Origin of the sequence: Shewanella polaris, from assembly GCF_006385555.1 — a bacterium.
In the GTDB taxonomy this organism is placed as follows: domain Bacteria; phylum Pseudomonadota; class Gammaproteobacteria; order Enterobacterales; family Shewanellaceae; genus Shewanella; species Shewanella polaris.
Window position 1 is genome coordinate 3,778,520 of record NZ_CP041036.1, and the last position, 20,088, is coordinate 3,798,607.

26 protein-coding genes are annotated in these 20,088 nt (G+C 38.5%); 4 read left to right on the plus strand and 22 right to left on the minus strand.

Going from position 1 to position 20,088, the window contains the following annotated elements; genetic code table 11:
• Window positions 1–344 precede the first annotated feature (344 nt).
• From FH971_RS16325 to FH971_RS16335, 3 genes are all read right to left on the minus strand, one after another.
• Complete coding sequence (locus tag FH971_RS16325; RefSeq protein ID WP_140235032.1) at window positions 345–1,655, minus strand: hypothetical protein; 1,311 nt, start codon at window positions 1,653–1,655, stop codon at window positions 345–347.
• Window positions 1,656–1,927: 272 nt separating this feature from the next.
• On the minus strand, window positions 1,928–2,665 hold the full coding sequence (locus FH971_RS16330; protein ID WP_140235033.1) for a hypothetical protein: 738 nt from the start codon (window positions 2,663–2,665) through the stop codon (window positions 1,928–1,930).
• Window positions 2,666–2,926: 261 nt separating this feature from the next.
• On the minus strand, window positions 2,927–3,949 hold the full coding sequence (locus FH971_RS16335) for a hypothetical protein (protein WP_140235034.1): 1,023 nt from the start codon (window positions 3,947–3,949) through the stop codon (window positions 2,927–2,929).
• Between the two features lie 657 nt (window positions 3,950–4,606).
• Between FH971_RS16335 and FH971_RS16340 the strand changes: the two genes are divergently transcribed.
• Entirely contained in the window at window positions 4,607–5,191 is a 585-nt protein-coding gene (locus FH971_RS16340; RefSeq protein ID WP_140235035.1) for a Rha family transcriptional regulator, read from the plus strand.
• A 178-nt stretch (window positions 5,192–5,369) separates the two neighbouring features.
• On the opposite strand, the gene FH971_RS16345 is transcribed toward FH971_RS16340, so the two are convergent.
• From FH971_RS16345 to FH971_RS16435, 18 genes are all read right to left on the minus strand, one after another.
• Window positions 5,370–5,996, minus strand: coding sequence for a hypothetical protein (locus FH971_RS16345; protein ID WP_140235036.1), 627 nt, complete (start codon window positions 5,994–5,996; stop codon window positions 5,370–5,372).
• 115 nt (window positions 5,997–6,111) lie between these two features.
• Window positions 6,112–6,735, minus strand: coding sequence for a hypothetical protein (locus FH971_RS16350; protein WP_140235037.1), 624 nt, complete (start codon window positions 6,733–6,735; stop codon window positions 6,112–6,114).
• A 312-nt stretch (window positions 6,736–7,047) separates the two neighbouring features.
• A complete protein-coding gene (locus tag FH971_RS16355) occupies window positions 7,048–8,343 on the minus strand; it encodes an FRG domain-containing protein (protein WP_140235038.1) in 1,296 nt (431 codons plus the stop codon).
• 92 nt (window positions 8,344–8,435) lie between these two features.
• Entirely contained in the window at window positions 8,436–9,140 is a 705-nt protein-coding gene (locus FH971_RS16360) for a hypothetical protein (protein ID WP_140235039.1), read from the minus strand.
• Window positions 9,141–9,578: 438 nt separating this feature from the next.
• Entirely contained in the window at window positions 9,579–10,082 is a 504-nt protein-coding gene (locus tag FH971_RS16365; RefSeq protein WP_140235040.1) for a hypothetical protein, read from the minus strand.
• Window positions 10,083–10,179: 97 nt separating this feature from the next.
• Window positions 10,180–10,647, minus strand: a complete 468-nt coding sequence (locus FH971_RS16370; protein WP_167496043.1) for a potassium channel family protein — start codon at window positions 10,645–10,647, stop codon at window positions 10,180–10,182.
• Window positions 10,648–11,339: 692 nt separating this feature from the next.
• Complete coding sequence (locus FH971_RS16375) at window positions 11,340–11,843, minus strand: hypothetical protein (RefSeq protein WP_140235042.1); 504 nt, start codon at window positions 11,841–11,843, stop codon at window positions 11,340–11,342.
• Between the two features lie 215 nt (window positions 11,844–12,058).
• A complete protein-coding gene (locus FH971_RS16380) occupies window positions 12,059–12,256 on the minus strand; it encodes a hypothetical protein (RefSeq protein WP_140235043.1) in 198 nt (65 codons plus the stop codon).
• Window positions 12,257–12,342: 86 nt separating this feature from the next.
• Window positions 12,343–12,708, minus strand: coding sequence for a hypothetical protein (locus FH971_RS16385; protein ID WP_140235044.1), 366 nt, complete (start codon window positions 12,706–12,708; stop codon window positions 12,343–12,345).
• Complete coding sequence (locus FH971_RS16390) at window positions 12,695–12,913, minus strand: helix-turn-helix domain-containing protein (protein WP_140235632.1); 219 nt, start codon at window positions 12,911–12,913, stop codon at window positions 12,695–12,697. The genes FH971_RS16385 and FH971_RS16390 overlap by 14 nt, the downstream gene beginning before the upstream one ends.
• 54 nt (window positions 12,914–12,967) lie before the next feature.
• Window positions 12,968–14,227: a tyrosine-type recombinase/integrase gene (locus FH971_RS16395; RefSeq protein ID WP_140235045.1), complete on the minus strand. Its 1,260-nt coding sequence runs from the start codon at window positions 14,225–14,227 to the stop codon at window positions 12,968–12,970.
• On the minus strand, window positions 14,227–14,448 hold the full coding sequence (locus FH971_RS16400; RefSeq protein WP_140235046.1) for a hypothetical protein: 222 nt from the start codon (window positions 14,446–14,448) through the stop codon (window positions 14,227–14,229). The genes FH971_RS16395 and FH971_RS16400 overlap by 1 nt, the downstream gene beginning before the upstream one ends.
• Window positions 14,441–15,103: a replication protein P gene (locus tag FH971_RS16405; RefSeq protein WP_140235047.1), complete on the minus strand. Its 663-nt coding sequence runs from the start codon at window positions 15,101–15,103 to the stop codon at window positions 14,441–14,443. Before FH971_RS16405 ends, FH971_RS16400 begins: the two co-directional genes overlap by 8 nt.
• Window positions 15,100–15,858, minus strand: a complete 759-nt coding sequence (locus FH971_RS16410; RefSeq protein ID WP_140235048.1) for a helix-turn-helix domain-containing protein — start codon at window positions 15,856–15,858, stop codon at window positions 15,100–15,102. Before FH971_RS16410 ends, FH971_RS16405 begins: the two co-directional genes overlap by 4 nt.
• A gap of 163 nt (window positions 15,859–16,021) precedes the next feature.
• Window positions 16,022–16,792 carry a hypothetical protein gene (locus FH971_RS20590; protein WP_240778374.1) on the minus strand — a complete coding sequence of 257 codons (771 nt, stop codon included), beginning with the start codon at window positions 16,790–16,792 and terminating at the stop codon, window positions 16,022–16,024.
• A gap of 83 nt (window positions 16,793–16,875) precedes the next feature.
• The gene (locus tag FH971_RS16425; RefSeq protein WP_140235049.1) at window positions 16,876–17,079 is read right to left on the minus strand and encodes a hypothetical protein; all 204 of its coding nucleotides are present in this window, start codon (window positions 17,077–17,079) and stop codon (window positions 16,876–16,878) included.
• A 2-nt stretch (window positions 17,080–17,081) separates the two neighbouring features.
• Window positions 17,082–17,675: a toxin YdaT family protein gene (locus FH971_RS16430; RefSeq protein ID WP_140235050.1), complete on the minus strand. Its 594-nt coding sequence runs from the start codon at window positions 17,673–17,675 to the stop codon at window positions 17,082–17,084.
• A 27-nt stretch (window positions 17,676–17,702) separates the two neighbouring features.
• Complete coding sequence (locus tag FH971_RS16435; RefSeq protein ID WP_011637116.1) at window positions 17,703–17,888, minus strand: Cro/CI family transcriptional regulator; 186 nt, start codon at window positions 17,886–17,888, stop codon at window positions 17,703–17,705.
• A 118-nt stretch (window positions 17,889–18,006) separates the two neighbouring features.
• On the opposite strand from FH971_RS16435, the gene FH971_RS16440 reads away from it, so the two are divergent.
• From FH971_RS16440 to FH971_RS16450, 3 genes are all read left to right on the plus strand, one after another.
• Window positions 18,007–18,699: an XRE family transcriptional regulator gene (locus FH971_RS16440; RefSeq protein ID WP_140235051.1), complete on the plus strand. Its 693-nt coding sequence runs from the start codon at window positions 18,007–18,009 to the stop codon at window positions 18,697–18,699.
• Between the two features lie 191 nt (window positions 18,700–18,890).
• A complete protein-coding gene (locus FH971_RS16445) occupies window positions 18,891–19,436 on the plus strand; it encodes a hypothetical protein (RefSeq protein WP_140235052.1) in 546 nt (181 codons plus the stop codon).
• A gap of 21 nt (window positions 19,437–19,457) precedes the next feature.
• Window positions 19,458–19,871, plus strand: coding sequence for a type II toxin-antitoxin system YafO family toxin (locus FH971_RS16450; RefSeq protein ID WP_140235053.1), 414 nt, complete (start codon window positions 19,458–19,460; stop codon window positions 19,869–19,871).
• A 52-nt stretch (window positions 19,872–19,923) separates the two neighbouring features.
• On the opposite strand, the gene FH971_RS16455 is transcribed toward FH971_RS16450, so the two are convergent.
• The gene (locus tag FH971_RS16455) at window positions 19,924–20,085 is read right to left on the minus strand and encodes a hydrogenase maturation nickel metallochaperone HypA (protein ID WP_140235054.1); all 162 of its coding nucleotides are present in this window, start codon (window positions 20,083–20,085) and stop codon (window positions 19,924–19,926) included.
• Between the last annotated feature and the right edge of the window lie 3 nt (window positions 20,086–20,088).

The following is a 20,088-nucleotide window of genomic DNA, read 5'->3' on the forward strand; positions in this document are numbered from 1 at the left end:
GGAAGCAAAGCCAGTTACGCAGTGGTATCAAGCTTATATAAACTATAGCGGTTTTTAGGGGGAAAAATACGCCATATATGGCGTGTTTTACGCCACATATGGCGTTGGTAGAATTGGCTTTGTGTGATATGTAAAACCGATACTTTCTAGATTTGATTTAGAAGTTATCGGTTAAGTGATTTGCTATATATAAAAATATATACAACAACCTATAGTCAATTGAAATTAACGCCGCATTAAGCGGGCAAAAATAGTGGGTTAAAATGTGTAGCGAAGCGAAACGTAACCCACTATTTTTTCCATTTAAATGCCTGACTAGAACCGTCAATTACACTGAAAGATATCTATACAACTTCGTTTTTTGTTGTTTCAGCTATCTCATTTAACTTAGAAGAGTACTTGTACCCATAAACGCTCTCATAACCTCTAAAAAACTCTTCCGTGTCTCGAAATTCTCGAAATAATGGCCAATCGTGGTATGAAAGTTCAACTAACAACTCGCCTTCTTTACCGAGTTTACACATTACTACTTCTGCATCAGTATAATTTTCTGTCAGGACTGCATAAGCTAATTTAAAATCATACGTCGTCGCAGACCAATCTTTTTTGTCGAGAACTTTCTTAGCATCCTTTCGCTTATCAATCGCATTTAGTGCTATTGCATGATTTACTGTAAATATTCTTTCCATTTCATCTGTTGAAATTTTAGGTAATCCAAGCGCAAACTTACTAATTGATATTGCGTTCCCCCAATGCTCCATATGTAAATAATCAAATACAATACGGCTCAAATGAGAGTCAGCCTTTACCAATTCGTCTTCTCGCACCTTCCGCCAAAGAGTCTGACCTAACATAACCCCTACTTGAGACATTAGCATGCATGACTGAAATAGGTATTTGGCTCCAATCTCAAGTTGCTCACCGATTTCTTTTTCTTTCTTAAATTTAACCCCTACATCTTTGCAGATATCTAAATATTGTTTGCTTACAATACCATCACAATGGGTAAATAAATTCCTTCTTTGTGCTCGTTCAATAAAGTATGGCCAATCGTCAAACTTAGTGAGTTTAACTGAAAACCGAATTTCTAGGTCTTTAAATTGTTCTATGTAGCTTTTACGCCTAATAGACTCTATTTCCTTATCTAAAAAAACTTGTCGTAACTCATCCATGGAAGCATATTTTAATGCTTCAGATAAAGAAATCTCTTTGCTAATATTGTTATATAAGTCAGGTTTTTTTCTATACAGAACAGCTACTAAATCACCTACGAATTTGTCAAAAACAGAAAATAGACTAATAAAAAGACTCTTCTCTAAAGTAGTTACTGGCGAAGAGCTATTGTGTCTTTCTACTTTTCTTAACGTTTTCCTTAAACTCTTAACAGCAATAATGTCTATAGCCTCATCACCTTCCGCTACGAGTGCTATCTGATGCTTTTCGATTTCGCCCCTTAATTTATATCCGTTCTCGTTATAGCTCTTGGCAGCAGCTGATATATATTCTTTTGCACAGTCTTCAACATCCATAATCCTGTGTAAAAAAATATCAATTACATCTTTAATTTCAACTTCAATAACATCTTCTAAAGAGGCTGGCTCTTCACTGATTTCTGGTTTATCTAAAGTAGCTTCTGTTATAGGGAGCTCATTCATTGATATATTCCTTCATATTTGAATCACACATTCTACAGTGAATAGTTCTAACAGCTTATTGAACGGCTCGACCGATAAAGCCGACCTCTTAAGTTATTGATGTGTATAACCTTACATTTTATATATATTTTATTTGAAGCAAAGCAACTTAATGACTCTTACATTCAAATGAAAACTTAAATTGCGCGTTAAAAGTGCCAACGTCAAATGTAAAAATAATCGTGGGTGGTCATGCTTCGTTGCCCGTCCCTACGGACAAAGTGAGCGACATGTTATGCGTTTTTAGGTGCATAAATTTGCTCAGCGATAGAGTTAACGAACTCCTCAATATGCAGAATGGTTTCTTCTGCAATTTCCTTATCTACCATAATTAGCTGTCCATCGGTTTTTTTACCATCGCGGTGGACGATGTCATGCCTTAGGCTTGTAATTGCGCAGACCTTGGAAATATCAGTGTTCATATCTCTTCCCAGAATTGCCTTCAAGACTGCCATAACTTTTTCGATATTATGGTACATAAGCTTTGAAAGCTCGGATATTGCAAACCCTTTGGCGCCATCCTTATTCTTTGCAATTTGACTGATAGTAAATTTACAGGCTTTTATACCGTCTACCTTGTTGATGGCATTTAAAAAATATTTCTCGTCAGTAATGATCAAAGATCTAACAGTATCCGCTAGGAAAGATTCCATTAAGGTTACTGCGTAAGCGTAAGTCATTTTATAGAATGTTTCTTCGTTAAAATCTGGTAGTGCAATATGTAGCAAGTCTTTAAGCTTGCTTATTTGCAGATGAAAGGTTTGGTGTATATCCGAGTGAGCGTGCCTTTTGTACCAGTCGAAAAATTCGGCAGGCTCTTCGTTGCTCGCTTGCATGTTATGCCACTCTTCTTCAAGCTCTGCCCAGTCCGGATTGTCTTCGTCGGCTTCGTCATCATTTAATTCTTCGCAAATCCATTGCCTCATTTCCTCATATCTAATATCAAACATATATTCTTTAATTGAGCTCATTAGGTTCATCCTTGTGTGGCATAGCAGCTTATCAAACGGCTCGACTGATAAAGCCGACCGTTTAAGTTATTGATTAATATCATCCTACATTTTCTATGTCTTTGAAGTAAAGCAATTTAATGGCTATTACACTCAAATGAAAAACATAAATTGCACGTTAAAAGCGCCAACATCAAATGTAAAAAGTAATCGTGGATGACCATGTTTCGATGTTCTTAAGCGGACAAAAATTGTTGGTTATACTGTGGAGCGAAGCCAAACCTAACCAACTGTTTTTGTTACGTTTAAAGCGCTTGTTATGTGTTTTTCATAGTAGCGTAATTGTCCTTTCAGATATTTTGAATCTACTTGATTAAGCTCCATGAGTACGCCACCATGATTTGCTGAATCAGTAATTTGTTTTCTTAGTGACGCTGACATATCCCCCCTACTTAACTTCAAATTAGTAGAAAACTCATATTTATCTTGGATCGAAAAATCAAAGAAGTGTGGCCATATTCTCTTATTAATTGCTATATCACCAGATTCAAAGAAACTTGATCTGCCACTGTTAAGCACCATGTAGTATGGGTCATCAATTTTAGAAGTATATGCTGAATGCAATTCAATATTTTCAGTTGAATTTGTTTTCATTTTACTCCCTTCATTTGAACCTAATGCTTTAAAAAAGATAAAAATCATTTCATCTCCCTGCTCTAGGTGTAAAATATTTTCCATAGCAGACATATCATTTTTAAATGCCCAAAATGAATTATTTTTAGACGTACTGGTTAACATTTTTTGGAAATTATTTTTTGCTGACTGACCTCTTAACGCAACAACCCATGTTTTATTACCTACCTTTGTTTTTACTTTTGTAGATAAAGCTTCTTCCCATAAAGTATCTATGCGAGTGATAAGCCATTTCTCAAAATCTGATTTATCTATGACGACATGCGGTATTGAATCATCTGTGGGCTCATCAAATGAAACCAAAAAGCCATTGTTTTTTTTAAGAGCTTCAATTTGATTTTGCTTATTTAAGTCAGATGCTTTCCATTTTATTTCGACAGGATAAAATTTATCGTCACCTTTAAAAAACAATGAAAAATCAGGTCTATACCCATCCATTTCCATAGTATCTTCTGGAACAACTAAATTTAAATTTTTCACTTTTTCTTTTAAGAAATCAGGAACCAAATATTTCCTAATAACTCTATCTAGATAGATTCTTTCGAAGTAATACCTGTGGATTAGTTTTTCATTAAATGCATTTCGATTTATAGACTTTTTTAACACTTTCATTTCAGGTAACCATATAAATAATGACTGGATAGAGACACATGACAGCTTATTGAACGGATTGACCGATAAAGCCGCCCGTTTAAGTTATTGATTAATATCATCCTACGTTTTCTATGTCTTTGAAGTAAAGCAATTTAATGACTCTTACACTCAAATAAAAAACGTAAATTGCACTTTAAAAGTGCCAACATAAAACGTAAGAAATAAACACAACAATATCAATACATTAGGGTAATGCGCTACAGATGCCAAACGGTTAGCTTATTATTGCCCTCATTATTTTTGCTAAGTCACTCAAACGCATACGCTTTGCTTTAGGCAGCAAATAGCCGTGTGATCAAGGGTTATCGATAACTCACTTAACTGATAACTCATAAGTAAAATTGACAAATGCGCCTAAGTGGGGCGATACTGTTTGGGCATTGGCAAAATCCAATGCCGGGATTCGTACCCCGCAGTATCTAGGCGCAATGTCGCCAGCCTTTAGAGCTGGTTTTTTATTGCGTGACTCGGCGCACCACTACTATGGTGGGCTGGGTGAGGCAGCCATTTGGCTGGCCGCTTCCTAGATGCGGTAGTACGAACCTTGCTCAGCTCATCACCCAATGTTTCGTACCAGACGGTGATGATTACTCACGATATCTAGGAGTGTCACCCATGAACTTACAACAGTCTAAAAACTACCCTGCGCAATTGGTCTTTATTAACGGCCAACAAACCATTACCAATTCACTGATCGTCGCTGATTATTTTGGCAAACAACATAAAGATGTATTACGCAAAATTGACCGCATTCTAAACGATGCCCCAAGTGAATTTACGTCAGCGCATTTTTGCGCTAACGTGCAAAATCAACAGGTTGGTACGAGTCAGCGCGATTTAAAGTGTTACCACCTGACCAAAGACGGTTTTATGTTTTTAGTGATGGGCTTTACCGGTGCCAAAGCTGCCGAACTTAAGATCAACTTCATTAATGCCTTTAACGAAGCCCAAAAACGACTTAGCCGCACTCAACATCCATTTGAGCGTCAGCGCATGATGTTTACATGGGAAGGCGGCAAAATAGTGAGCTCGCAACCGATACATGATGACCAGTTTGTCACCAGCCGCGATAAATTAGTGCAGTACATGCGCGAACCCCGCTTTTTATCTCTTGAGCAATTGCTAGAAATCAGTGAAGCCGCAAACCAACAAATTGCGACACTAGCAAGATTGGCAGAGAAACAAGCCCGCTTACGCTAAAAACACCGCTAAACGCCCATAAAAATGGCTATATCAAGTAGCCATTTTTGTTTGTAGGTAATCAGAGTGGGTGGTTATGTTTTGGTACCAACGCTGCGATAAGTGGATTAAAATAGTTGGTTACAATGCTGAGGCACGAAACATAACCCACTGTTTTTTGTTCCGTTTAAGTGCCTTATTATATTTTATGTATACCGAACATTAAACAGTAGTTTTCTACCATTCTAAATTCATGTATATGTTGATTTTTTATATTCCAATTTACTCCGACAGATTGCATTCTTTCAACAAAAGTTTGAGTATCTTTATAGCGAGAGGATACTCGATCAAGAATTCCATCAGGTTTTTCCTTAGAGCACCACCAATAAGGAATACTTTTTTTATTTTTTGTTTCCAGCCATACGTCTGCCAAGTAAACAATATACTGATGCTTTATGTCGAACTTTACTTTGGCCATTATATGATTCCGGTTATTATCAATTAACAACCTATCTATGTCTTTGTAGATTTCATTTACTTTAGCATTAGGATTATTAATTCTCTTTGCCTCTATAAAGACGACAGCCTCTAAGCCTGGTATAAAAATGACAGCATCAATACGAGGGTAGCTACGGCCAACTTTTTTTAATGGTGCCTCAAACCAAGAAAATGCATCACTTTGCAAATTACATAATGACTTTGCAAATAAATGAACCTGATTAGCCTCCATAAAACCTGTTGAGTGATGAGAAGGATAATATGACTCAAAAATAACTTCGTACTCTTGAATCATATTATTAAACGTATTTCTTAATAAACTTTCCATACAACACTCTCAAAAATAAAATATAACGCCGCAATAAGCGGACTAAAATAAGTGGGTTAAAATGCGGAGCGAAGCGAAAAGCAACCCACTGTTTTAGTTGCGTTTAATTGCCTTGTCATATGTTTTTACCTGAGAGAATAGTACGAAATTCCTCTTCAATTTTTTTCATTGTTGTCTCTGTTAACAACTCAACTTCAGCATATATCTGTTTCCAACCTTTAGGATCTAATGTACTAGCCATTTCAACTTTAGCCATAAAATCTTGGCCAACAGTAGTCATTTTAGCATCAACAATTTTCAACTCTATGACTATAGATTCGGTTAGATATATAGCATGAGATGAATAGTATTCAGTAAATTCCTCTAATGATCTGCCAAATTCCTGTCTACGAGACTCTTTAGTTTCCGCACCAACAAATTCAACTGGAGATGTGTAAGCCTCAAGATTGTTGCGGGTAGTAACAAGTAATTGATAAGTTTTAGCTAATATCTCGGCGCGTCTTTCATGCAAATTATTAAAAACGACACTATGTTTATTGGACTCTACCGTTAGAGATGATTTAAGCTTCTCCAATGCAGTATCACTAACACTTTTCATCTTAGCTTTGTGAACCTCTAACTTTGCTGCATATTGATAGTCTAGTCGTTTCGTTATCCAACCTTTTCCGAAATGAATAATTGCTCCTGAAATTGCAACAGAGCCAAAAATTGTAGTAATAAAAGTTTCAAGCCAACTCATTCACACCTCTGATTGATACATATAACGTTTTAGTATTTGTGCTTTGCGCCGTTTACATGGCACAAATCGCTTGTTGGACTTGGCCGATGCCGAGTCCAGGTTAATGGATACACGTTATGCTATAGGAATTTGCTTTTTTGATACTGGCTCTGGGCTGTAGAGAAATTTTGAACGGGTAATATGGCTTAGGTTGTACGTGTTTCATTGCAATTCCCTTGTCATTGTAGTGCTCCATCACTTCTTTTTTAAGTCTAACTGATTCAATGAGGTTAATACACTCGATTGAGTCAGCATTTGGCTCCGCCCTGTGGCCTAGTTCATCGGCGCATTAAATTTATATTTTTCAGCAACATATTTTGCTGAATTCTCAATATATGGAAATACTGTACTTTCATTGATGTTAAGAAGATCAAGCTCCTTAAGTATTGATGCTTTGCTAGTCACAGTAATGCGGGTCACATTAATTTCAGGGCTTCCCTCTTCATCTAAAACTGCATCAACTCCAAATAAGAGAAATGCCCCAGATTGTGATGAAATTCTATCATTACTTTGTTTGCCTTTTACACAAATAATTTTGCTGAGATCACCTGAGATTATCTTAGGTTCAAAATATGGTTTTTCTTCTCTAATAAAGTGAACCAATCGTTTCACTGCTGTCTGTTCATTAAATTCTATTTCTTCAAAATTAATATTATCTTTCTCTATTTTTGGAAGCCTAGCTAAGTTCGATATGCAACTAGCAACATCAGAGTCGAAATATTTAACTTCACTTCTTCCCATAGAAAGAAGAATTACTTCACCATCCTCACTTAAGGATGACTTACATGCAAAGTACAAGGCAATAAGAGGGTTGGATGTTATGTCTAGTAACCTAGTCGGTAAAGAATAATGTTGCATTCTTACTAGTTTATCTAAAGTGTATTCATCAGATTGAAAGTCCGCAGAGTTAGATACAAGTAATTCTCGATAGAGTATGTGTTCATTCTCTAAGTAGAGATAATTTCCATCTTTATCTTTTCTAAATAGTGATGGTTCTAGTTTATAGCTATTTTTATTCGAGTGACCGCGATAAAAAACCTCTGTGTTCTTTTCTCTTTCTGAGAAAAGAACTTTACCAATGAAACCTTGAACCGTTGTCACCGTTGGATTATTCGACTTTTTAGCTATAGGTTTCTGCTGCTTAGCCATTTTTTGAGTTTGATCTGAATTTAAAATATCAGCTTTTATTAACCGTTCAAAAAGTTCTTCATCTTTTACCGCCCAATGGGTTCTATTCATTTCCCATTCACGAATATCTAATAATGAAGATATTGGTTTAATTAACTCATATGATATGGGGGGAATATTTATATCTAGCTCAAACTCAATGCGTAATTTCCTGCCCCTCTCTTTAATCGATGTTAGTTTTCCAATACGAAAATCTTCATCATTCCCTTCGTATGCAAATATACAAGGATACTTTATAAGGGTTTCAATAAGATTTGGTGTTAAAGATTTAAAGGCAGTGGCAATCGATTCTGTTGTATATTCCAAAAAACGACTTTTATCAAATTCATAGAATGATTCATCCCAAGATCCTATGCTTGCAGTGACTAGTAGATTATACATACTATGAGAATATCCTTATAAATTTAACCGACCCACTAAGAGGCGAGTAATTGTTGGCTATAATGTGAAACGAAGCGAAACTCGGCCAACTGTTACGAGTCCTGCTTTAGTGGCTTGTTAGCTTTACACTCTCCGTCACTCGACGTCCGCATACTTCTAGAATGCGATTTTACAAACCACTCATACTCTTCACTTATTGAATACTCACTATTTAATGCATTTATTCGATCAATTAATGCCTCCCCTTGATAATATCTTTTCATATAATCTTTATCACACCAATCAGGTCTACTAATGTTGACCCCTAAAGCAGAAAAATCTTCCATTGTTTTTAATATTAAATCTTCTGCTTTAGCTTTTCGTGCTTTGAGTGAATAAAGCGTATAAAGTTCTTTAACTTCATCAAGCTTACTTTCATATTGTTCAATCAAAATATTTAATTCTTTTTCTTTATTTTTGAGGTAATCACTATTGATTACCTCAGAAGTAGACAAAGAAGATTTTAACTTCTCGATTCTTTCTTCTAGATCTTTCTTAGCTTTATCCATCTGAATTTCTTTTTTAGAAAGTGCAAACTCTTGTTCTTTTAACTTTAATAGTAAAAGAGATTTATCTTTCTCTAACTTCAATTCGGTGTCTTTTAGGAGCAATAGTTTTGTCGATACGTTTTCTTTACTTACTTGAACTTCTTTGTACTCATCCCAAAGAAATACTCCCGCTACAGAAAAACAGACAACAAAAGTTAAAAAGCCTGCAAGGTATGATTTAATTGCGTTAAATATTTCTGGAATAGTCAATTTTTATCCTTAAAAATGTGCATGGGTTAATTGTAAGGCTAACGTTTTAGTATTTGTGCGTTGCGCAGTTTGCATGGCACAAACCGCTTGTTGGACTTGGCCGATGCCGAGTCCAGATTAATGGGTACACGTTATGCTATAGGAATTTGCTTTTTTGATGCCAGCTCTCGACTGTAGATCAATTTTGAATTGATTATGAGGCTTGATTTGTATGTGTTCAATTGCAATTCCCTTGTCATTGTGGTGTTCCATCACATCTTTTTTAAGTCTAACTGATCCAATGAGATTAATACACTCGATTGAATCAGCATTTGGCTCCGCGCAGCGGCTTAATTCAACGCCTAAATAACAGGCTAAGTAATGGTTGGCTAAAATTGTGTAGCGAAGCGAAACGTAGCCAACTGTTACGTGTCCTTGTTGATTTTCTTGTCAGACGTATTAGCTCCGATCTGCTAGCCCATACTTATAAATCATATCTGATTGCGGGATACATATTATTTGCTTGATCACTGATTGAACAACTCCGTTTATTAACTTTACGGAATCGTAAGACATGATCGCAGGTATATTATTATGGGTAGTAAGCATAATTTTACGTTTAGGATCAGGTAGAAACATAATACGCTTTTCTAGATCTGTTCGCGGAGTGAAATCAATCAATTCACCTTCAGGAGAAAGCCACACAGAGTGAAATCTAGCTTCTAAAAAATTATTTCTAATATCTTGACCAATAATCCAACCCTCAACAGCTTGTCCTCCATTCTTGTCACATTGAACCATAATGTTTAAGTGACAATTATTTGGCTCTGAAATAAAGGTATGGGCTTTTCGGTATTTTAACAAAACCGCTTTAGATGGATCTAGTTCAAGGTACTCAACAATACTAATGTTACTCGCACTAAGTTTTTTAGGTGATATAACGTTAAGTTTAACTCCGTTCAATTGATACCTCTAACGCTTTGCTAAGCGGCTAAAAATGGCTGGCTATAATTGCGAGTTACGAACACAGCCAGCTGTTTGTGTCCGTTTAAGCAACTTGTTAGCTCTTTACATTACCTTGATTAATTTTATCTAGGAGTAACGCTACAGATACCAACATATGTCCACTTCCGATTAAGGCCATAGCTATACTTATTTGTTGTCCTATATCATTCTGTGGGGTTAAATCTCCATATCCCACTGATGTAAGAGTTATGATTGCAAAGTATAAATAATCATAAGTTCCCATTACTTTAGTATCATGCAGTGAAACTTCAAATTGAGTCAGGACCATAACAAAAACCATAGCTAAATAAACAGTTAGGCTGACATAGAGTAGAGGAATTTGCCAAAACTCGGCTCTTGTTGCCTTTAAAAAATTATCTATGAAGTAAATAATTGCTAAATAGTTTAACCCCACTGCGAAGAGAGATATTTTTAAAAAGCCGAAGTTAGCTATTACCCCAATTATCGACACCAACAATAAAAGCCCGATAATTAGACCGACTCTTTTTTTCATATTTTTCATAACATACCACATTAAGCGATTGATAATGTGGACTATAATGGATTTACCTTAAAATACGAAGAGAATTATTACTGCAAGTGCGTATGGCTAAGAGAGCTAACAGCTTATTCAACGGCTCGACCGATAAAGCCGCCCGTTTAAGTTATTGATTAATATCATCCTACGTTTTCTATATCTTTGAAGTAAAGCAATTTAATGACTCTTACGCTCAAATAAAAAACGTAAATTGCACGTTAAAAGTGTCAACATCAAATGCAAAAATTAAAGCAAACAATATTAATATATTAGAGCAGTCCTATTTTTCTCAATATAGTCCTTTAGACTGTTTTTTGTTCACGCAAAATCCATTACAACGTTGTATAAACACAGTGCTGGTAGTATAAGCGGGGGAAATGATGACTAACACAAAGTTTTAGGCGATCAAAAGTTGTGGTTTAAGACGATCAAAAGTTGAGTGAAATTGTTCGTCATCAAATGTAGGGTAAAACACTATTAATTCATTAACTTAATAGGTTTATTTTTTAGGTAAAATTGAATAGCAGAGATCAAGCCTATAAAACAACAACATAACCCCCTAAAATTTTCATATGTAGTGAAGCACTGCGCTTGTCCACCCCCGCAGTGAAGCGAGCCAGAAGGACCCGTATTGATTTAGTACAATAAGAGAGGCGCCGAAGCGCCTATTAATAAGATTACTTAAAACAGTTAGATGGTATCTCTACATACTTATTGAGTACTGCAGAATCAAGGATTAAACTTACTTTATGCCCGTCATCAAGTAATAAGTCTATATGAAGCTCTGCGCCAGCCTTATAGGATTTAGCGGTATCCAAGGAAGCATACTGAGTAAAGTCAATTGGATATGAAATTTCAGCACCAGCAGCTAATACACTCCAATCAGAAGTTCTTATATACTCCTTTAATGGCTGTAAGCCTACTAATGAATTGTCGTCCATTTTATATAAGTACATCATTGCACTAGCTGCATCAAATAGTGCAGGATCTGCTATATGCGGGTCAACGAATAATTGTTGTCCTGAGGTATTACTGAGTGTCAGGTTAACCTGCCCATCAACAGTACATAAAGGTGTCAAATCCAAACGAATATAATTTTCATCTGTTGAATATGTAGCGGCATGAGCAGTTCCCAAAGCTACTATCAATAGACTAGCTACTGTGATTATCAGATTTTTCATAGGTACACCTTCAATAAATATTCAAAATAATATGGATTTTTTATTAATCGCTTTAAAATATCCAGTTCATTTCCAGAGCCAACTAAATTTTTATAAGACTTAACTTGTGCGTCGAATTTGCTTCGAATTTCACTTTTTTCCATATAATGCATGTTAAGAGGATGCACATCATTACACCCATGCTGGGTCTCATGAACCAAAAGCTCTTGCATCGCTTAGTTGGCATAAACAGGGTGAAAGTGGCTGATATCTTTAACATGAACTTGAATAATGTCATCACCAGAATGGCAACTGCCGGAAAATAGCATTATAGGTGTTTCAAAGTTTACATCGTCAGGGTATCCAGGAGGGTGGTTAGTCGCATTTATATCAATTGAAGCCAGCAAAGCAAACACAAAGAATATCTTTCTCATTATTAAGTCCTTTTAATAAAAAATATATTTTCAAAGTACCTGACGCAATTGTAATAGTAAAGAATATTTTATTTACATATTATCAACTACTTAAACAAAGCCACCTCTGCCCTTCTCAACCAATACACATAAGACTTCTTGCTATCAAATCCCATCAAGGCCCACTGTCCTTTGCAGATGTAGTGCGCTCTAATGGCCCGTATACATTGCGGTGCTAACAGCTCAATCATAATATCGAACTGCCTTACCTCACGCGGGGGCGTTATCTCGACCACTGCCGAACGACCGTAAACAATCACATCTCCTAACTTGTCGCACTGGCTTCGGCTTGCGAACCCTTGCCCAAATTCTTGATGGGCCCAATAGTTACCCCAACGTGTTAACCCATGACGCAACGCTTTCATATTCAGCGTCACTTGTTGATGCTGCAGCTGCACATTAATCTTCGCCATCAATCATCGCCCTTATGTCATCAATCCCTAACTTAAACACCTGGGCGCATATTGCCGAAACATCATCAAATGGCACTCTCACATCACCCCGTTCCCAACGCTGATAAGTCCGTTCACTTACCCCGTAAATCTCGGCCACTTCGGTCTGGGTTAGCCCGCGAATATTCCTGCCCATTTTCAAAAATTCAAACCCGCGTAATGCCATTTCGCCCCCAAAAACCTCTAATTGCATATTCTTCTAATAATGATGCAGTGATCGTCACAGCCACCCACTCGCAGTCAGGGTTTGACCGTTCTCACTTTTCACTGACGATCTAGGCAATATCTCGGGCGCAACAGAAGAAAACCCACGATAAATTAAATATTGATGATATTGCTCTAACGCTAAACTCATGCCCTTATCCAAGGTTGATTTAACGTACTTACGCAGCAACACAGGCAAGGCATGATTCAACAAACGTTCACCAATCATCGTATCGACACCTAAGTCAGCAACAATGGTCCTGAACAATCGACGTAAATCATGACTAGTGAAATGTTTAAAGCGGATTTGAGTGTGCCAATCATGAGCACAACGAATTGAAATAGCACCAACATTACCAGGGAATAAATAAGCCCGTTTGCCAACATGCTTAAGCTGCCAACATTTATAATGCTGAATGAGTGCCTTAGCCGACTCCGTCATCGGTATACGATGTTCTTCTTTGTTCTTGGCATTACTGGCAGGAATAACCCAATAATCACCCGCAAAATGCTCCCACCGAGCCAAACGAGTTTCGTTAATACGAGTACCAAACATCATCATCAACACAAACAACATCTGTACCGGCATCACCACTGCACCTAAACGAGTAAACAACTCGGCCAAATCTGACTCAAACAAGCGCGTATCCATGGCATCATTCACTTTGATGGAATACGTCACCCGATAACCGGCTAACGGATTAGCGTTAATTAAACGAAGCTTTGAAGCCGCAGCAAACACCGCCTTAAGCTTATTCACCACTTCACGAATGTACTTAGGCGCAAACCCCTCAACCAACATCGGTTTAACCAAAATGCCGTCAACCGCAATAAAACTGACTTCATGCAATCGAACATCAGCCAACCTCGGCAACAAATGACACTTGATCATCGACTTAATATTGCTGCGCCAACTTTTACTGTAGGTAGTGTTATTGGCAATATGTTCCTGGTACCACTCAAGCAAACTGCCGACCGAATCAAACTGGCCGGTCACCATGCCGCCCACATTACGTTTAGCCAACATCACCGGTAAATCAGCACATAAGGTCTTAATACACATGCTTGGCCAAGTGCCCACCTTTTGCCAAACTGTCTTACCGTTTTCATTTAATACCAAATGAACACTCGCCCGCGTTCGGCCAGCTGCTGCACGTAAACGAATTTCAGGAAACTGCGGATCACGATAATCACGACTCACCCCAACACGTAACCAACGCTTTAACGCCGCATCATTTAACTTGCCAACCTCAACACCAGATGCCGCCTTTTTCATCAGGCCACCAACCTATATTCCCAAGCGGTGCACTTTTCACGGCGGCGCTTTTGCTTAACCGAATTGGGCAACTCGCGCCAACGGGCACTTAACGCGGTTTCGCTATCGTGCACACCAAACTGGTCAAAACATTGTTGCTGAATTTCGTACAAGGTAAGAAAACGGCCACCGCTTAACACTCGCAGCAAACGCTCTTTTTGAGTCAAAGATTGATTACTCATCGTTAGCACTCCTTAAACCAAGTTGACGCCTAAACTTTGCCACCAACGCTTTACCCTCAGCAGGTTCAATGCGGCGGGTAGCACGAGTCGGTAACGCTTTAGGTAACTCAACATCAACCAACTCACCATTGCCGTATTTGCGACATATAATCTCGTATTGGCGGGTAAACATGGTTAAAACATCTTTTTCAAGGCCAGTAGCAAACAACCAAGTGCCACACTCACGCGTAGCCAAGCCAACAACATCATGGCTCCAATCATGCCCTTCAAAATTGTGATAATACTTTTTAGCTTCACGATAAGCAGAGTCCAAATCAGGCAATCCATAATCACAAGCAGTTGGCTTGCACCACATAGCAAACTGGCGTGGTGTTGGCCAAAACTGGCGATCACCCTGCTCGCGCCTTGCTCTGTTCAATCCCATTTGCACTTGCTCAGTTTTTCTAACTTCTTGTAGTGCCAGCGTCTTAAGCCATTCGCTCTTATGCACAGCTTCATCTTCATGCTTAGGTGCCCCAACAGGAAACAAAACACGCAACTTAGCAAACACACTGTCAACAATGGCCATATCCATAGCTGACGGCTGTTTAGTCCCACGTTCACCGCTTGGTATACCCACTTGAGTTGAATTAATTACTGTTTGAATAGATTTCATATCAATGGATCCTCTGGGTCAAAAACTGAGTTACCCCAATCGGCCTTAATCGCCTGTTTCGCAATCAAGCCAGCGTTAACTAACCAATCGAACTCAAACCCAATCCAGCAACGTGATGCACACAACGCAAAAACGTCATCAACCGAGCAACCAGCAGCAACCGCTTTCACCAAATGCGGTGCCAGGCGATTAACCGCTGTTTGGGTTAATTTGGCTTTTTTCTGCTTCCGAATGGATAACCAGTCTTTAAAAACTTGGTCGCTTGGCAAATCAGGCCACTTTGAAAAATCCAAAGGTGATTTTTTCGATGTGGTGACTACATCTTTTAAAGATTCATTGACTGGTTCAAAAGAGTGACTGATTCTGGGTGCAGGAGATTCACTAGGGGGTAGTGCAGCAGATTCACCACCTAGTGCAGCAGATTCACTAGGGGGTAGTGCGACAGATTCACTACCTAGTGCAGCAGATTCACCACCTAAACCACTTTTTTCATCAAAATTTAGATGAAAAACGTTAGACGAATTACCCTTAACACCCTTGCGATATTCACGGCGTAATAACCCCGCGGCTTCAAGTTTTTTAACATGGTCCATAACGCTACGACGGCTCATTTCACACTGCTCAGCAATGTACTGATAACTTGGCCAGCACTCGCCCTGGTCGTTCGCGTTATCTGCTAATTTCAATAACACCAATTTACGCAGTGGATTTCCCACTTTCGTTTTCATGGCCTTAACCATCAATTCCATACTCATGGGCGTAATCCCCACAAAATCAACTCAGCAAACGCTAAATTGACGTAACACAAATGCTTGCGTAACATGTAATTGCCTCTCTCTGTAGGTATTAACCCCGTGCTCAGGTCGCCAAACTTAAGCGGGGTTTCTTATTTTCAAAACACACATACAAAAAAGTTGATCATTCATTTCTGCTTTCAACATAAATATCTCGCGCCAAGTTAGTCCGTAACTGATAATAAATATCTCGCCGCTTGATGTGCTTTGCCTGATTAACTGGGTCTATTCTAGTTACTTCAATCGAACGCTCTGCGCGCTTTTCTTGCATCAGCAAATAACCCATAAACCAATCCACGCTGACTTGTGGTAACAACAACGTATTTGAATCACCTAACAGCACTTTACTCACCACCTTGCCCGCAATAGCCTCCAAACGGTCAGCCTTAACCTCAATCAATTCGGGTTCACGTTTTAACACCTCAATCATTCGGCCAACCTGTGAACGGCTAAAATTATCTAAGGTACTAAACCCATACAAAGTCGATCTATTACGTCTAAAATCGATTTCACACATAGGTGAAGCATCTTTAGCCAAGGCCGCAGCCTTCATCATCAATACGCCAGCCTGAGCAACCAACAATGCAACCTTTGGATCGGCCGCTTCATCCTGCTTCCGCAAAAAATCAGCAAACTCTGGTGAAGTATCTTTATTCAATTCGGAATCAGTTTGATTGCACGAAGTAAGTTTATCGAGATAGCTCAAACAACGTGGTGGTTGAAAACCTTGCACAATAGCCACCGCATAGATGCTCGCAACTTCTTGTGAGACTGGTGCATAACTTTCGTGCACCTGTTCTCCCAAAAATCGAGTAAAAGAAACCTTTTCGCCAGACTTCTCAATAACCCATTTTTCTTTCTTTTCAATCGATTTGTTATCACTTAACTGAGTCATCACGAGCCCCTTTAAACATAAAACAAAACCCAATAGTTAATATCACTGCCAAAACAAGCCAAACTAAAATAAATGACCCCATATCAACCTCGTTTACGCATCTGCACACTGCGCTGTAGGCGCTCATAATCATCACGACAATCTGCATCACAAAAGCGTTCAACCGTCGGTGACTCGCAATAAAAACAACGCCCCGTTAATGGCGGTAAAATCGGTTTCGCCTTGGTCAATTCACTGGTTAAATGCAGTTCAGCAATTTTGTTAGCTTCATCAACGTTATCCGCCATAGCTAACCAACCGACTTAAGGTTTGAATCCGATAAGTACGGATAATGGCGTTCAAGCACATCAATAGACATTGACGTTACCCCTCGTGATTCACGTAGTTCACGGTATGCGGTTTCAACTTTATGACGGCTTGGGTTAATCCCTAAACGGATAACAGCCACCTGTGCATCGCAATTTTCTTTAGTTAACGTTGCCGCCATGTCATCTGCACTCAACGACATAGCATCACTCACATGGTCAACAACAACTGTCACGCCAACCATGCCGTAAACATCGTTTAAATACCCAATGCGTAGCTCAACTGGCATAGCTGCCAATATCGCCTGCTCAACATAAAACAAGCGCTCAGGTACCGCGTTTTGGTCAGCGTACTGCCCAAGCCAACGGAAAATCTTTTGCGCATTCACTCGAGCATCGTTGTAAATATCATCCGAATAGGTAAACGCAATCCCCTCTTTAGCCAATACCGTTGCTAGCTTTAAGTCATCAACCGCTTGCACTACCGCAGTGGCCAACGCAGAACGGCTGACTTTAGGTAATTCAAGCCATGCATTAATGGCTTTCATCAATAAATCTAAACGTGATCTTTGTTTCATGCTTTTTCTCCATGCTTACGACTAAAATTAAACTGCTTGCTTGATCTGCGGGTTACCAACTTTGAGCTTACCGTTTGTGATCACTTGAATTTGATAAGCTCGAAGTAATGGGACGGTATCCCCCCACTTTGAAATTGCAGGCTGTGAAACATCAAGAACCTTAGCTAAGCGCCCTTGACCTCCAAAGTGAGCAATAACATCAGCTGTCTTCATAAAAACTCCAAAATTTTAATTAACCAAAATCATATTATAACCAAAGTTAATTGAATTCAACAATAAAATTAACTTTGATTAGTATCCAAGGTTATAACCTAAGTAATATAATTAACCCATGAAAACACTTGCCCAAAACATTCAAGACAAACTAAAAGCTTCTGGTTTAACCCAAAAGGAATTAGCAGATCGCGCCAACATCTCGCAGGTGATGGTGCACAAACTCATTTCAGGAAAGGCTAAAGAATCATCAAAGTTAGTTGCTATAGCAGGTGTATTAGGTTGCACTGCAGAAGAGTTAATGTATGGATTAGAAAAGCATGTTCCAACGAGCAATGCCGAATGGGCAGGCCCAATGGAAACATGGGATGGCAACACCCCACTAAATGACGATGAAGTAGAGATACCATTTTATATGGAAGTAGAATTAGCCGCAGGACACGGTATAGCAGAGGCTAGCGAATATCACGGCCCAAAACTACGCTTTGCAAAATCTACATTGCGTAAATCAAGTGTTGACCCAACCAACGCAGCTTGCGTCCGGGTGAGTGGTAACAGCATGGAACCGGTATTACCTAACGGCTCTACTGTTGGTGTGGATACATCACAAACCAACGTGATCGACGGCAAAATGTACGCTATCAATCACGATGGCATGTTACGCATTAAAACATTATACAAATTACCAGGTGGCGGGTTGCGTCTGCGTAGTTTCAATACCGCCGAATGGCCAGACGAACGTTACGAAGGTGATGATCTCAAGCAAATAAAGATCATCGGCAAAGTCTTTTGGTACTCTGTTTTACTATAATTATTTACTAAGATATTTGTATTTTTCTATATTCACATGTACATTGGATATTGAAAATAAGTAGTAAAACACAATAAAACGCTTGTATATTGAACAAATAAATGGATAATAGCGCGGCTTTTGCATGTGTCTGCTACTTTACGTGGCAGGCATTTTACATATAAGCGGCTATAATAAAATGGAGTAATACTATGAAGGGGGGAACTGCAATGTTAGTAGCCACCATCATGACCACCTTGACAGCGCCAACAGCTGAAGCTGAAATGCTGTCAACTAAAGCGAATACATGCTTTGAAACATTAGCGAATAAAGTTGATAAAACTCAACATGCATTAAAAACGCTTGAACAAAGAAAAGTACAGCTTGATGAATTATTAGCAAATTTTCGTCAGTACTATTACGATATAAGTAACGATGCTAATTTAGTTGACTTAAATGAGTATGAAAATATATTCAACCTAGATTTAACCGCTAGAGGGATTGGTGAGTTACTTAAAGGAATTTTAAAAAAAGAAGAGCTACACATCAAAGCTGAATATGGCAATGATGTCTACCAGTCTTTTCGCCATTTAGTGGCAACTCACGGCCAAGTAAGAAAGAACATGAGTAACATCCTTTCTGTTTATAAAAACATGCAAGGTATGGTAGAAACAGTGGAGCAAACAGCGTTTACTCCAACAAAAGAATTTTTTACTGCAGCGTTTGAAGTTAGTGAGAATGTTTATAACACTCATTAAAGCAAGACATAAGGATGTGATGTGGCAGTTCAAGTTACTTTTGCTTCAAATGTAGAAGCCCAGCTTAATGCTACTGGTTTTAAGCTGGCACCGCTAAAACAAGATCTAGAGCTTTATTTCGGCTCAAATAAAAGCAAAATTCCGCACTACTTGGGTAAAGATACGCCTTACCGTGATCCTGCACATATACAAGATTCTGAAATTCACCATATTCATATTTTTGTAGAAGGAATTTCATGCCCAAATGATTGGTCATCAGGTCGTCATCGTACAAGTAATTCATATATTGTTTATACATTTGGTTATTTTGACGAAGAAGCAGTTCATATAATTGACTTTTTAAGTCAACAAGCTCACGAACGTAGCAGAGCGAACCATTACAGCCTAATGACAAAATATAAAGTTGAAGCAGACTCTTTTAGAAGCAAATGTTAAAAAAACCGTTACTAGCGGTTTTTTTATCCAAAATATGCAACACCTTACTCAATTATCCCATAACTGCCATAGCAACAAAAAACACAATCACCCCAGCAATCGCAAACCAAACTACCCCTGACGAAATATGATCACGACTCTTACCACAATGTGGGCAGGCCTTTGCTGCACTGCTTTTCTCTTTCCCGCATTCATCACACTTAATTAATGCCATAAA